This is a genomic window from Rhizobium leguminosarum bv. viciae (assembly GCF_012276115.1).
GTDB classification, from domain to species: Bacteria; Pseudomonadota; Alphaproteobacteria; order Rhizobiales; family Rhizobiaceae; genus Rhizobium; species Rhizobium leguminosarum_T.
In genome coordinates, this window is the sequence record NZ_WIEU01000017.1 from 89,094 (window position 1) to 103,071 (window position 13,978).

A 13,978-nucleotide genomic window follows, 5' to 3' on the forward strand; every position below is an offset into this window, starting at 1 on the left:
AACGAAACACCCGGCGTTTTCGGCGCCGGGTGCTGAATTTGAGAGGCGGACGGACATCGCCGCCAGGGCGGCGAGCCTGGTGCCGCTTACTTCGTGGCTTCTTCGTAGCGTTCCAGGACGTAGTCCCAGTTGATCAGGCTGTCGACGAAGGCCTCGAGATATTTCGGGCGGGCGTTGCGATAGTCGATGTAGTAGGAATGTTCCCAGACGTCGACGCCGAGGATCGGGGTGGCGCCGTGAACGAGCGGGTTTTCGCCGTTCGGGGTCTTGGAGATCTCGAGCTTGCCGTTCTTGACGGAAACCCAGGCCCAACCGGAGCCGAACTGGGTGGCGCCGGCATTGGCGAAATCGGCCTTGAACTTGTCGTAGCCGCCGAGATCGGACGTGAAGGCCGCTTCGAGCTTGCCCGGCAGCTTGTTGCCGCCGCCGCCCTTCTTCATCCACTTCCAGAAATGGATGTGGTTGTAGTGTTGGGCCGCGTTGTTGAAGAGGCCGGCATTGGTGCCGAAAGACTTCTTGACGACGTCTTCGAGCGACAGGTCCGAAAGACCGGCTTCGGCGGCGAGCTTATTGCCGTTGTCGACATAGGCCTTGTGGTGCTTGTCGTGGTGGAACTCCAGCGTTTCCTTCGACATGAAGGGAGCAAGCGCTTCGTAGTCATAGGGAAGTTCAGGCAATTCGAAAGCCATGTCAGATCTCCTCTTGGCATTAGATTGCGTCTCGGCAGGTGAGGCGGAACATAGGAGGGGAAAGGGGGAGAGGCAACCGGCGAATTATCAAAAAACGACCGGCCGGAGGAAAATTTGCCTCAGTTGCAAGGCTGGAATCGTGCATGCAAATCGCCTGGACAAATCCCTGGGGATGCCCGCGCCGAAAACCGCTTTGCTGGGGATAGAGATCAACGGAGACCGATATGAACAGGAATATAATCCAGCTTCTCGCCACAGCCGCGCTGCTTTCGCTGGCAGGTGCGGCGCATGCCTCCTCTGATGAGGCCTGGAAGCAGCTCGCCGCCGACGTCGAGGCCAAATGCAAGAAGGCAGCGGTCACGATCGAGAAGCCCAGCGCCACCGTCGATCCCTTCGGCAGCTCGCATTACGGGCTTGCCCTGGTGACAGGCAAGCCGAAGGGCGCCAAGGGGCTGATCGCCCAGATCTGCGTCTACGACAAGCAAAAGAAAGCTGTCGAGATCGGTAGCGAGCTGGATGCCAAGACGCTCGGTCTGACGCCGGCAAAATAGGCGGCCAGGGATTGCACCGAGGCGCGCCCAAGGTGGTCGCAGGTGAGAATCTGTGCCTTGCGCCACATTTCGTGGGGAACCGGAGCCTACCCTTAGGAGTTGAAAGGCTGGGCTTTACGGCGGTTCGCGCTATTTCATGGGAGCGCAGAACCGCTCAAAACTTTTGTTTTATGCAATTCCTGGAAAACCGCTTTCACTTTTCCTGGAATTTTCTGGGGAGGTGCCGGCATGTCAGAGCTTCGCAGCAGGGCGGAAGATCAGCAGAAAATCTATCAGCGCTGGGCACCGGTCTATGACCGGGTTTATCGCGGCATCCTGCGCGATGGCCACCGCAAGCTTGCAGCGCTCGCCGCCGGTGCCGGCACCGACATCCTGGAGATCGGCGTCGGCACCGGCCTGACGCTCGGGCATTACCCGCGCCACTGCCGGGTGACCGGCATCGACATTTCCGAACACATGATCGCGCGGGCGCGTGAAAAGGCGAGACGCGAGAAGCTGCAGCATGTGCAGGCACTGGAGGTGATGGATGCGCATGCGCTCACCTTTGCCGACCGGTCTTTCGATGCGGTCTGCCTGCCCTTCGTCATCACGCTCATCCCCGAACCCGAACGGGCGCTGGACGAATGCGCGAGAGTGCTGAGGCCGGGCGGCGAAATCATCCTTGCCAGCAAGCTTGGCGACGGCGCCGGTCTGCAGGGCGCGATCGAGACGGCGGTGGCGCCGCTGATGCGTCACATCGGCTGGTCCTCCGCCTTCCGCATCCACCGCATCGTCGCCTGGGCCGAGCGCCGCGGCGATTTTGCCGCGACCGATATCCTGCCGGTCTTTCCCAACGGCTTCTTCAAGATCATCCGGCTGAAGCAGCGTGGACTTGCCGCCTGAAACCCGAACTTTTTTCCCCGCGTCGTTTGTTCTGATGCTACCGTTCGCCTGAGGGGACTGCATGACATCGGATTTTTTCTTCTTCATCGTCGTGGGTTTCTGCGCGCAGATCGTCGACGGCGCGCTCGGCATGGCCTTCGGCGTGCTGTCGACGACGAGCCTTCTCGCCTTCGGGGTGCCGGCCGCCAATGCCAGCGCCATGACGCATGTGGCGGAAATGTTCACGACCGCCGCCTCAGGCATCTCGCATGCCTATCATCGCAACGTCGACTGGCGTCTGGTGGCGCGGCTTGCACCGGCCGGTATGATCGGCGGCGCGATCGGCGCTTATCTGCTTGCCAATATCGATGGCAAGGCGATCGAGCCTTTCGTGTCGGCCTATCTGATCGCGATCGGGCTGGTGATTCTCTACAAGGCCTTTCGGCCGCCGCCGAAGCGGGATGTTCGCGACTGGATGGTGCCGCCGGTCGGGCTTTTCGGCGGCGTGCTCGATGCGATCGGCGGCGGCGGCTGGGGGCCGATCGTCACCAGTTCGCTCGTCAGCCGCGGTCACGACCTGAAGCGGGTGATCGGCTCGACCAATTTCACCGAATTCGCGGTGACGCTGACGATTTCCCTGACCTTCATCCTGACGCTCGGCTGGTCGGAACTCGATTCGGCGATCGGCCTGATCATCGGCGGCGTCATTGCCGCCCCCTTCGGCGCGATCCTCGTCAAGCGGCTGCCGGTACGGCCACTGATGGTGGCGGTGTCGATGATCATCATCGGCACTTCGGCGATGCGGCTCCTTTAAAAGACAGGGCGATCACTGCCTCGGCCGAAGTTACAGATTCCGGCCGAAATAGACATCCACGGAGGCGATCTTGTCGCCGCGGAAGCGAAAGCTCTCGATGTTGCGGAAGCTGCCGCCGTCGCGTTTTTCGGCACGGTAGCGGACGACCGCCTCGTCGCCGTCGATCGCCAGGAATTCGATGTCAAAGCCGCGGAAGACCGGCTCCTTCGGCCAGCAGCGCTCGAAATAAGTCGCCCGGTCGATGTGGTCGTCGCGCGGACTGGAGAAGGTGAAATCCTCCGTCAACATGGCGCCGACGATATCCTTGCGGTCGTCGAGATAGGCGGCGTAGAGATGACGGACGGTCTGCTCTCGGGATGTGCGCATGTCGCTCATGGCAATGTCCTCAGATTAACCGATTGCATCATGCAATCGGTTAAGTTCTAGCACTTTCGTCCGGGACGGTCCACAGGCGATCGATGCCCGAAGCCACCTTGAAGGATGGGCCATAGCGCGGTTATATCAGCACGTGCCCGCCCTGGAAGCGGCGAGCGCATGCACCGTTACGGCCTATGCGCTCGACCGCGAAAAGCTCGATCTTCAGGACAGTTTCACCCGCGCCGATTTCCTCGCCGCGGCAACGTGCACATCATTTCATCAGGCGCGGCGGAACCCGTGCCTCCAGATCAATGCCAGGGCCGAGAGAATGACCGATACGCAGTGGGACACCAGCGCCAGGCCGGGCTCGATCTACTGGAAGCGCAATCTGACGATCTCGCTGATCGGCTCCTTTACCACGATCGTGGCGATGACGCTGCTGCTGCCCTTCCTGCCGCTCTATGTCGAGGAACTCGGCGTCAGCGACCATGCTGACATCGTGCAATGGTCGGGCATCGCCTATGGCGCCACCTTCTTCGCCGCGGCTCTGGTCGCGCCGCTCTGGGGCCGGCTCGGCGACATCTACGGCCGCAAGCTGATGCTGGTGCGCGCCAGTCTCGGCATGACGCTGGCGATCTCGCTGATGGGCATGGCCGGCAATGTCTGGCAGCTGGTGGCGCTGCGCCTCTTCGTCGGGCTTGCCGGCGGCTATGCCTCCGGCTCGATGGTGCTGGTGGCGACGCAGACGCCGAAGGATCGTTCGGCCTGGGCGCTAGGCGTGCTCTCCTCCGGTATCATGGCCGGCAATCTCGTCGGGCCGCTGATCGGCGGCGCGCTGCCGCCCATCATCGGTATCCGTGGCACGTTCCTCGCCGCCGGCGCCATGATCTTCCTCGCCTTCCTCGCCACGGCCTTCCTGATCAAGGAAGAGAAATCGCCGGCCCGCAAAAAGGCGGCCAAGGCCAGCGGCGGCTGGAAATCCATTGCCGACAAGCGGCCCGTCATCGCGATGCTGGCGACCGGCATGCTCTTGATGTTTGCCAATATGTCGATCGAGCCGATCATCACCGTCTATGTCGCGCAGCTCGTGCCCGTCGAATCCCAGGTGACGATGATATCGGGCGTCGTCATGTCGGCGGCTGCCCTCGGCAGCATTCTGTCGGCCTCATGGCTCGGCAAACTCGCCGACAGGATCGGCCACTGGCCGGTGATTGCGGGCGCGCTCGCCGTCGCCGGGCTGCTGCTGATCCCGCAGGCCTTCGTCACCAGCGCCTGGCAGCTGATCATCCTGCGTTTCCTGATGGGCGCAGCACTCGGCGGGCTACTGCCCTGCATCGCCGCCGTCATCCGACACAGCGTGCCTGATAGTGCGGCCGGCAGCATTCTCGGACTTTCGATTTCCTCGCAATATGTCGGCCAGGTGGCCGGCCCCATCCTTGGCGGTTTTGTCGGCGGCCATATCGGCATGCGGGCGGTTTTCCTCGGCACCTCCGTGCTGCTTGTCGCCGGTGCGGCCTATGCCTGGATAGTGCGGCCGAGGGATGCGGAGACTCGGGGCTCGACCTAGAGCAATTCCAGGAAAAGTGCGAAGCGGTTTTCCGTCCGGAATTGCGTAAAAACAAAAGCTTAGAGCGGTTCTGCGCTTCCGCGAAACCTGGACCGCTCTAAGGATTATTGGCGCTCCCGCAGATCAGCTCGACGCCCGACCGGGCGATCGCTTCCAGCGTCTCGCGGCTGTCGCCGGCGCGGGCGCGGACGGCGAGCGAATGCATGACGGCGGAGGCGAGCCTGGCAAGCATCTGCGGATCGGCGCTTTCCGGAAGCTCGCCTCTTTCCACGCCAAGCCGCATGCGCTTTTCGAGCTCGTCGTCGAAATCGTTGAGGCTGCGGCCGAGCACCTCGCGGACCCGCTCATGCTGGACCGCCTCGGCCGACGCCGTGCCGATCAGCAAACAACCGCGGGCGGCGGTTTCGCCATGCAGATAGATCGCCAGCGCACCCGCATAGACCCGGGCAATATTGTCGCGCAGCGGCAATGACGGGTCGAGCGCTTCGGCGAGCGTATTCATGCCGTCCTGCCGATAGCCCTCCAGCGTGTCGAGATAAAGATCCTCCTTGTCGCCGAAGGCGCCGTAAAGGCTTGGGCGGTTGAGGTTGGTCGCAGCGCTCAGATTGTCGAGCGAGGCGGCGGCAAACCCCCTGTCCCAGAAGACATCGCGCGCCTTGCCGAGCGCCGCCTTGGCGTCGAAGGCCCTCGGGCGGCCACGCTTCTTCTCTTCTTTCATATTTTGTACCGTCTCGCATTAAATTGTTGACGAGAGTCATTTTATGCGAAATAGTACAGATATTCAACGCTATCAACGGGCGGCATTGACCGCCTCCCCAAGGAGAGGAAACCGCAATGAAACTTTACATGCACGCCGCGGCCTGCTCGCTTTCGCCGCACATCATCTGCCGGGAGCTGGGGCTTGATATCGAGCTCGTTCAGGTCGACAGGCAAACCCACAGGACGAGCAATGGCGAGGATTACCTCGCGATCAACGGCAACGGCTATGTGCCGGCGCTGATGCTCGACGATGGCAAGGTGCTGACCGAGGGGCCGGCGATCGTGCAGTTCCTCGCCGACAGCGTGCCCGAAGGGGCAGCCCTGTTGCCTGAAGTCGGCAACATTCGCCGCAACGAGGTGCAATCCTATCTGAACTTCATCACCGCCGAGCTGCACAAGCCGATGGTGCTGCTCTTCAATCCGATTTATTCCAGCGTTCATGGAGAGGTCCGCGCGCTGATATCGAAGCGGCTGACATGGCTGAACGGCCGTCTTGCCGGACCCTATCTCACCGGCGATACGTTCACCGTGGCGGATGCCTATCTCTTCGTCTGCCTGAACTGGTCGCCCTGGACCGATATCGATCTCAAGCAATGGCAGGCGCTGCACGGCTTCATGGCCCGCGTGGCGGCACGGCCGAAGGTGCGCGAGGCGCTGCAGGCCGAAGATCTCGAAGCCTTCGATGCCGGCGGCGTCTATTTCGCGCCGCATGCCTATCTCGCTTCATCAGGACGGACGGGCGAGCCGGTCAGGCCGTAAACCCCGGGTCGCGCCCGCACGCATCCCGCGCCTGGACGACCCTCAGAGGGCGCTGACCGCCACCGGCAAAGCGCGCTTGTGGGCGGTCGCCCGATAGGCGGCGAGGATGCGGCGGCGGGCGATCTCGCCGACCGGCTTGCCTTCGAGGAAATCGTCGATCTCGTCATAGCTGACGCCATAGGCCTCCTCGTCGGGGCGCAATGGGCGCTGGTCCTCGAGATCGGCGGTCGGCACCTTGAACACCAGTTCGTCCGGGGCGCCGAGCCGCTTTGCCAGCAGGCGGACGCGGCGCTTGTTGAGGCCGGCGAGCGGCAGGATATCGGCGGCGCCGTCACCGAACTTGGTGAAGAAGCCCATGACCGCCTCGGCCGCATGATCGGTGCCGATGACGAGGCTGCCAAGCGCCCCGGCAAGGGCGAACTGGGCGATCATGCGCTGGCGCGCCTTGATATTGCCGAGGATGAAATCCTGACGGCCGGCATCGGCAAAGGCGAGACCGCCGTCCTGCGCGGCGGCAAGCATCGCGTCCGCCGACGCTTTGATGTTGACCACCATCGAGCGGTCGGCGCCGATCGTTTCCAGCGCCTTCACCGCATCGGCCTCGTCCGCCTGGACAGCATAGGGAAGGCGCACGGCAATGAATTCGGCCGCATGGCCGCTTTCACGCAGCTCGCGCACCGCCTTTTGGGCCAGCAGCGCCGCCGTCAGCGAATCGACACCGCCGCTGATGCCGAGGACGTAGCCGCGCATGCCCGAGGCGACGAGATAATCCTTGAGGAAAGCAGTTCGCCGTTCAATCTCCCGCTCAGGGTCGATATCGGCGGCAACACCCAGTTCGCGGATGATCTCGCCTTGTTCGTCGAACAGCACAGTCATAAGCCTCTTCCTCCCCGCTTACGGAATTTCGGCGCCACTATGGCGAAAAGATGGGGGAGGACGAAGCCGTTTTGGGCAAACCTGCCATGCATTTTATGCAAGTGGGCGGCTTGGTATCTCGGCGGGTGCAGCACCCCCCTCTGCCCTGCCGGGCATCTCCCCCACAGGTGGGGAGATCGGCAAGAAGCCATGCCTCGCCCTCAATTTACGATTCACGTGACGGCCAGTTGTTTGGGGAAGCCATCGCGCCCATCCAATCTCCCTCCTTGTGGGGGAGATGCCCGGCAGGGCAGAGGGGGGTGGCGTCGCGCACCTACCGCACGATCGTGAACAGGTCGACGGCATCGGCAAACCCCTTCAGCCTGTGCGCCCCGACAGAGACGACATCCCCTGCCCCGGCCTCGTCGCGAAATGGCGCCGACATCAGCAGGGCTTCCCCCAGTTCGCTGCAGGCGGTCTGGATGCGGCTGACCAGATTGACGTCGCCGCCGATCAGGGTGAAGTCGAGGCGGCGGCCGGAGCCGACATTGCCGTAGCTGACCTCGCCGTAATGCAGGGCAATGCCGGCTTTCACGCCGATGCCCTCGTACTGGAAATGGTCGATCTCATCGAGGATGGCGCGGGCCGATGCCAGGGCCGCGCCGCAGGAATGGGCGGCATCATAACCCGGGAAGAAGGCAAGCACGGCGTCGCCCATGAATTTCAGCACTTCGCCGCCCTCGCGAGTGATGGCCGGCACGATCATGTCGAAATAGGCATTGAGCAGACCGAGCACGGTGCTGCCGGGCAGCCGGTTCGACAGCTCGGTAAAGCCGCGCAGATCGCAGAGCAGCAGTGCCGCCTCCATCGATTCGATCTCGTCGCGACGGATGCGGCCGGCCAGGATGCGGCTTGCCGTCAGCGGGCCGATATAGGTGTCGAGCAGGCTGAGTTCGACCTGGCGCAGAATGCGCAACTCGCTGGTGTTGCGCAGCGCCGGCAGGATGCGCTCGATTACCTGACGCTCGGGGGCGGTGAAACCGCCCGGCCGCCGCGTGCCGAAGACGGCGGCGCTGACAGGGCCGTCGACATTGCAGAGCGGCGCGATGACGAGCTGCATCAGGCCGCGATCGGCGAAGACATCGATATGCTGCCAGCGGCCATGCACGCTTTCGCCGGTATCGACGACCAGCGGTTCGCGGGTCTCCATGACCTTGCGCAGCGGCGTATTGGCGATGGCGACGCGCGCGCCGTGCTCCCGGTCGTGGATCTCGATCGGCTCGCCCGGCGCCCAGGCGATGGTGCGGCCGATGAATTCGGGATGCAGCGTCATCAGATGCAGCGTCAGCCGGTCGATAGGCAGGCCGAGCGCCTGAAGCCTGCGGCCGAGGCCGGAGACGAGACCCGCTTCATCGAGCGCGTGGCATTCATCGCCGGAGAGCCACTCGATGATGGAGAGCAGCGCAGCGGCGCTGACGGCATGGCCGGCGGTCTTCGTTGGGAGCCTGACGGTATCGGGAGCGTAGGCCGCAGTTGTCATGGCTGTTCTCCTCCTTAAGGGAGGCGGGGCGCTAGTGAGCGCCGCCGCCGGAGAGTTGACCGGGTTTTTTCAGAAGCAGGGTTGCAAGCAGGGCGACGAGCAGAGCGACGCCGAGCAGGAAGAAGGTGTCGCTGAAGGCCATGATATTGGCCTGCTTGCGTATTTTGAGCGCGATGGCGACGACGGCCTTGTGGCCGGCGAGCGCCTGATCGCTGACGCCGTGGCTCATGAAATAGCCGGTGAGCCTGGCGATACGATCGCGGGTGGCTTCCTCGAAGACCGAGACCGAGTGGGTCAGGATGTTCGAGTGGAACTGTTCGCGCTTCGATAGAAAGGTCTGCAGCGAAGCGATGCCGACGGCGCCGCCGAGATTGCGCATCATGTTGAAGAGTGCCGAAGCCGAGCCGGCATTCTCCTGCTCGATGCCTGACGTGGCGATCGCCGAAAGCGGGGTGAAGACGAGTGCCTGGCCGATGGCACGGACGATGTTCGGCCAGAACAGCTGATCGCTCGCATAATCGCCGGTCATGTGCACGTTCATGAAGTTCGAGGCGGCGAAGAGGGCAAAGCCGACGATGATCAGCAGGCGGACGTCGAAACGCTTCATCAGCCGCGGCACCAGCGGGATCAGCAGCAGCTGCGGGATGCCGGTCCAGGCGAGAACCATCCCGATCTGCTCGGAATTATAGCCCTGGATGCGAGCCAGATAGATCGGCAGCACGAAGACGGAGCCGTAAAGCGCAATGCCGAGCAGGAAATTGGCGACGATGCCGAAGCCGAAGTTGCGGCGCACCAGCAGGCGAAGGTTCAACAGCGGATTGGCGGTCTTCAGCTCGATAATCAGGAACAGCGTCAGCGAGACGGCGGCGATAACAGACAGACGGACGATAAAATCGGAGCCGAACCAGTCTTCCTTGTTGCCCTCTTCCAGTACCGTCTGCAGGGCTGCCAGGCCGATCGCCATGGTGACGATGCCCGGCCAGTCGCCCTTGGCAAGCAGCTTCAGGTTCATCGGCGCGCGGTCGAGCGAGGCCCAGAGCAGGCCGACCATCAGCGCGCCGGGCACCAGGTTGACATAGAAGATATGTTCCCAGCCCCAGTTCTCGGTGAGATAACCGCCGATCGTCGGGCCGATCGCCGGTGCGAAGGTGGCAGACAGGGCAAAGAGGGCAAGACCGACCGGTTGCTTGGCCTTGGGCAGCAGCGTGATGATGATGGTGAAGGCCATCGGGATCAGTACGCCGCCGGAAAAGCCCTGTATGGCCCGCAGGATGATCATCTGCTGCAGATTGGCCGCGAAGGCGCAGGCAACGGAAAAGATCAGGAAGAGGATGGCGTTGGTGAGCAGGTAGTTGCGGAGCGAGAAGACGCGCGCCAGCCAGGCGCTCAAGGGGATGACGACGATCTCGGCGATCAGATAGGAAGTGGAAATCCAGCCGCCGTCATCGGTGCCGGCGCCGATCGCGCCCTGGATATCGGCAAGCGAGGCATTGACGATCTGGATGTTGAGGACCGCCATGAAGGCGCCGAGCGTCGAACCCACAACGGCTGCCCACATGCGCAGCGGGCTCATCGCGGCAGGTGTCGCGGGCGCTGCAGCGGCGGGAGGCGCCAGCGCATTGCTGTTGGCGGCGATCTGAAGAGTGGCCATGACCTATCTCCTTCCGGCTCTTGCGGAAAATTTTCTCATGACGGGGTTCGGGTGATCATTCGGGAATAATCGGGATCATTCGGAATGATCGGGGATCATTCGGGAATGAGAGGAAGGGATTATCCAGCGTGGCCGGATAATCCCTCTTCGGCTGTCCCAGAGGTCTGGGCGGCCTTGGTCCGACTAGCCCTGGTCTCGGCAGCTTGGGTCTGCGCAGCCTTGGTATCGATTTCAGGCTCGACCGACATGCCCGAGCGCAAGAGACCGCTCAGAGCCTCGTCGTCGATGACGATTTTGACCGGGATGCGCTGGACGATCTTGGTGAAATTGCCGGTGGCATTGTCCGGCGGCAGCAGCGAGAATTCCAGCCCGCTTGCCGGCGAAACGCTGTCGACATGACCCTTGATCGAGATATCGGGAAAGCTGTCGACCTTGATCTCCACCGACTGGCCGGGGCTGATATAGGTCAGCTGCGTTTCCTTGAAATTGGCGACGACATAGACTGAATGAAGCGGCACGACGGCCATCAGCTGCGTGCCCGAGGTGACATACTGGCCAACCCGGATCGACCGGGCGCCGACCGTGCCGTCGACGGCGGCGACGATGTCGGTATAGGAGAGGTTGAGCTCTGCCTGCTGCGCTGCGGCGGCCGCACGGTCGCGCTGGGCAACCGTCTGTTCGCGCTCAGTCTGCAGCACCGGCACCTTGTTTTGAGCCGTGACGAGGGCTGCCCGGTCGCGCTCGACAGCGGCAGCGGCCTGGTCGCGAGCCGACTGGGTCTGTTCGGCGCGAGACTGGGTGCCGGCGCCGTTGGTGATCAGGCGGGCCGAGCGGGCGGCATCGGACACGGCAAAATCGAGCGATGCCTGCGAGGCATCGATCGTCGCCCTCGCCTGCTCGATCACCGATTGCTGCAGGGAGATCTGGGCGTCGATATTGGTGATGGCGGCTTCGGCTGCCTTCACATCGGCTCTCGCCTGCGACAGTGCGGCCTGGAAGTCGCGGTCGTCGATGCGGGCGAGAACCTGGCCGGCCTTGACCATATCATTGTCGTTGACCAGCACCTGGCTGATATAGCCGGCGACCTTCGGGGCGACAGTGGTGTAATCGGCCTTCACATAGGCATCGTCGGTGGATTCGATGAAGCGGCCGACAGTCCAGTAGCGGTAGCCGAAATCGCCGGCGAAAGCGACGCCGGCAAGCAGCGCGGCGGCAAGGACGGCGCGCTTGACGATCCTGCGCCCAGTCTTTTTGGGAGCGCCCGTGACCGAAGCTTCGGTGACCGGCGCTTCGGAGACAGGCATGGAGGGCGCCTCGGCGGCCGGCGCCCTAGCGGCTTCCTCGGCTAGGATCTGCTCAGCCTCCCTCGCACTTTCGAAAACGTCTTTGCGGGGCAACTCGACCATCGTCATTCTCCTTCACCCTGCCTCCTCTGTGAGAGGCCCTGTTCGATGCGAAGGAAAATGCACCCTGACATTCATTTTGATAATCTGCTTAAATCGGGAAGGATCATCAACTCTCAGCGGATAATCCGAGGGCAATATGGATCGACTAACCAGCCTCATGGTGTTTGGCCGCGTGGTGGAATGCGGCGGGTTTTCCGCCGCCGCGCGCCGGCTCAACATGTCCGTCACCATGGTCGGCAATCACGTGCAATCGCTGGAGGACCGGCTCGGCGTGCGGCTGCTCAACCGCACGACGCGCAAGGTCAGCCTGACGGAAACCGGCAAATATTATTATGAGCGCTCGTCGCAGATCCTGGCCGAACTCGATGAGGCGGACCGGACGGCCGGCGCGCTGAGCACGACGCCGCGCGGCACGCTGAAGGTCTATACCAGCAGCGCCATCGTGCGTTTCCTGTTGCCTGTCGTCAGCGAATTTATGGAGCTCTATCCATCGATCTCACTCGATTTCAGCGTCGGCGAGCGGATGGTCGACATGATCGAGGATGGCTACGACCTGGTGATGCGCACCGTACTGCCGCCGGATTCATCGCTCGTCGCCCGCAAGCTGACGCCCTGGCGCCATATGCTCGTCTGCTCGCCGGCCTATTTCGAGAGCCATCCGATGCCGAAGACGCCGGCCGAGGTCGCCGATCACAATTGCCTGCAGTATGCCTATTACCCCTATGGCGACGAATGGCGCTTCGAGGATGGCGAGGGCAAAAAGGAGAGCGTCAAGATCAGCGGCAATGTCGTCTCCAACAGCGCCGAGATGCTGCGCTTCCTGACGCTGGCCGGGCGGGGCATCTTCCTGGCGCCGAGTTTCGTGGTATTCGACGACATCGCCGAAGGGCGGCTGGTGAAGATGATGCCGGACTACCGGCCGGTGGAATTCAACATCAACGCCGTCTATCCCAACCGCAGCCATCTGCCGACGAAGGTGCGGCTGTTCATCGATCTCTTGGCGGAGAGATTTGCGGAGCATCGGAAGTGGATGACGTGAGGGTGCGGGGGTAGGCCTGCTCTCACATTTTTTGCGAATGGGCTCGGGTGTGGCTGGCACCCCCTCTGCCCGGCAGGGCAGAGGGGGTGACGCGGATCTCGATTCTGCCGGGGAACGCCCCGGCCCTGCGCTTGCGCTCCGGGCGTTCGTCGCGGCAATCGATTCACTGGATCGATTGCTTCGGCTTCGCCGAACCGCTCCTCACCCTCACTCATCCCTCTCGCTTCTGCCGAAGGCCCAGTCCATGTAGAGTTCCAGCGCCTTGCGGGTGACCGGGCCTTCCTGGAGATCGCGGTCGTCGAGACGGATGACGCCGACGACTTTGGAGTAGTTGCCGGTGGTGAAGATCTCGTCGGCTTGCATGAAATCCTCGACAGAGAGCGTTGCTTCGAGCACGTCGAAACCGGCCTTGCGCAGCAGGCCAATGACGCGGGCACGGGTGATACCGGCGAGGAAGGTGCGGTTGGCGGCCGGCGTCATCACCACGCCGTCCCTGACCATGAAGACGTTCGATGAAGCGGTCTCGACGACGTTGCCGTTCAGGTCGCGCACCAGCGCGTTGTCGAAACCGCGGCTGCGCGCCTCGGCGATCATGCGGCCGCTGTTTGGATAGAGCGAGCCGGTCTTCGCCTCGGTCATCGCCGTTTCCGGCGACGGGCGGCGATAGGGCGAGACGGTGAGGCTGGTGCCGCCATGGCCGCCCATCGGCGCCTCGAACAGGCAGAGCGCGAAGCGGGTCGAGTCCCCATCGACCGAGACGACGCTGCCCGGCGAACCGTGCTCGCCCCAATACATCGGCTTGATGTAGATCGGTGTGGCGCCATCGAATTTCGCGACGCCTTCCCAGGCAAGCGCCACAATCTCCTCGGCTGATTTCACCGGCTTCAGGCCCATGGCGAGCGCCGAGCGGTTGATGCGCTGGCAGTGCAGGTCGAGATCCGGTGCGATGCCATCGAACCAGCGGGCGCCGTCGAAGACCGTGGAGCCGAGCCACATGGCATGCGAGGTCGGCCCGATCAGCGGCGGATTGCCGGGGAGCCACTCCCCGTCGACATGAGTCCAAGTGGTTGAACGGGGTGATGTATCGACGGCCATGATGGTTTTCTCCTGAAGCCGGAGAAGGAAAAACC

14 protein-coding genes are annotated in these 13,978 nt (G+C 63.0%); 6 read left to right on the forward strand and 8 right to left on the reverse strand.

The genetic code is table 11. The annotated features are described in order from the left end of the window. Positions 1 to 86: 86 nt before the first annotated feature. Positions 87 to 689 (reverse strand): superoxide dismutase, encoded by a 603-nt coding sequence (locus tag GFM02_RS25360; RefSeq protein WP_008528928.1) that lies wholly within the window; start codon positions 687 to 689, stop codon positions 87 to 89. A gap of 224 nt (positions 690 to 913) precedes the next feature. Between GFM02_RS25360 and GFM02_RS25365 the strand changes: the two genes are divergently transcribed. The 3 genes from GFM02_RS25365 (at position 914) to GFM02_RS25375 (ending at position 2,915) form a co-directional block, all read left to right on the forward strand. Then, positions 914 to 1,240, forward strand: coding sequence for a hypothetical protein (locus GFM02_RS25365; protein WP_168306896.1), 327 nt, complete (start codon positions 914 to 916; stop codon positions 1,238 to 1,240). Between the two features lie 228 nt (positions 1,241 to 1,468). Next, a complete protein-coding gene (locus GFM02_RS25370; RefSeq protein WP_020049140.1) occupies positions 1,469 to 2,122 on the forward strand; it encodes a class I SAM-dependent methyltransferase in 654 nt (217 codons plus the stop codon). A 61-nt stretch (positions 2,123 to 2,183) separates the two neighbouring features. Beyond that, positions 2,184 to 2,915 (forward strand): sulfite exporter TauE/SafE family protein, encoded by a 732-nt coding sequence (locus GFM02_RS25375; protein WP_168272682.1) that lies wholly within the window; start codon positions 2,184 to 2,186, stop codon positions 2,913 to 2,915. Between the two features lie 30 nt (positions 2,916 to 2,945). On the opposite strand, the gene GFM02_RS25380 is transcribed toward GFM02_RS25375, so the two are convergent. Beyond that, the gene (locus GFM02_RS25380) at positions 2,946 to 3,290 is read right to left on the reverse strand and encodes a nuclear transport factor 2 family protein (protein WP_164046126.1); all 345 of its coding nucleotides are present in this window, start codon (positions 3,288 to 3,290) and stop codon (positions 2,946 to 2,948) included. Positions 3,291 to 3,600: 310 nt separating this feature from the next. On the opposite strand from GFM02_RS25380, the gene GFM02_RS25385 reads away from it, so the two are divergent. Continuing rightward, on the forward strand, positions 3,601 to 4,839 hold the full coding sequence (locus GFM02_RS25385; RefSeq protein WP_168323160.1) for a multidrug efflux MFS transporter: 1,239 nt from the start codon (positions 3,601 to 3,603) through the stop codon (positions 4,837 to 4,839). A gap of 97 nt (positions 4,840 to 4,936) precedes the next feature. Here GFM02_RS25385 and GFM02_RS25390 read toward each other — a convergent pair whose 3' ends face one another. After that, positions 4,937 to 5,557: a TetR/AcrR family transcriptional regulator gene (locus GFM02_RS25390; RefSeq protein ID WP_168323134.1), complete on the reverse strand. Its 621-nt coding sequence runs from the start codon at positions 5,555 to 5,557 to the stop codon at positions 4,937 to 4,939. 116 nt (positions 5,558 to 5,673) lie between these two features. On the opposite strand from GFM02_RS25390, the gene gstA reads away from it, so the two are divergent. Beyond that, complete coding sequence (gene gstA / locus GFM02_RS25395) at positions 5,674 to 6,357, forward strand: glutathione transferase GstA (RefSeq protein WP_168323135.1); 684 nt, start codon at positions 5,674 to 5,676, stop codon at positions 6,355 to 6,357. Between the two features lie 42 nt (positions 6,358 to 6,399). On the opposite strand, the gene nadE is transcribed toward gstA, so the two are convergent. The 4 genes from nadE to GFM02_RS25415 form a co-directional block, all read right to left on the reverse strand. Then, on the reverse strand, positions 6,400 to 7,233 hold the full coding sequence (gene nadE / locus GFM02_RS25400; protein WP_168323136.1) for an ammonia-dependent NAD(+) synthetase: 834 nt from the start codon (positions 7,231 to 7,233) through the stop codon (positions 6,400 to 6,402). Positions 7,234 to 7,546: 313 nt separating this feature from the next. After that, on the reverse strand, positions 7,547 to 8,752 hold the full coding sequence (locus tag GFM02_RS25405; RefSeq protein ID WP_168323137.1) for an adenylate/guanylate cyclase domain-containing protein: 1,206 nt from the start codon (positions 8,750 to 8,752) through the stop codon (positions 7,547 to 7,549). 31 nt (positions 8,753 to 8,783) lie between these two features. Beyond that, positions 8,784 to 10,403 (reverse strand): MDR family MFS transporter, encoded by a 1,620-nt coding sequence (locus GFM02_RS25410; RefSeq protein ID WP_168323138.1) that lies wholly within the window; start codon positions 10,401 to 10,403, stop codon positions 8,784 to 8,786. A gap of 119 nt (positions 10,404 to 10,522) precedes the next feature. Next, positions 10,523 to 11,809 carry an HlyD family secretion protein gene (locus GFM02_RS25415; RefSeq protein WP_168323139.1) on the reverse strand — a complete coding sequence of 429 codons (1,287 nt, stop codon included), beginning with the start codon at positions 11,807 to 11,809 and terminating at the stop codon, positions 10,523 to 10,525. 136 nt (positions 11,810 to 11,945) lie between these two features. Here GFM02_RS25415 and GFM02_RS25420 point away from each other — a divergent pair, with 136 nt between their 5' ends. Further along, on the forward strand, positions 11,946 to 12,848 hold the full coding sequence (locus GFM02_RS25420) for a LysR family transcriptional regulator (protein ID WP_168306777.1): 903 nt from the start codon (positions 11,946 to 11,948) through the stop codon (positions 12,846 to 12,848). Positions 12,849 to 13,055: 207 nt separating this feature from the next. On the opposite strand, the gene GFM02_RS25425 is transcribed toward GFM02_RS25420, so the two are convergent. Then, complete coding sequence (locus tag GFM02_RS25425) at positions 13,056 to 13,943, reverse strand: branched-chain amino acid aminotransferase (RefSeq protein ID WP_168323140.1); 888 nt, start codon at positions 13,941 to 13,943, stop codon at positions 13,056 to 13,058. Between the last annotated feature and the right edge of the window lie 35 nt (positions 13,944 to 13,978).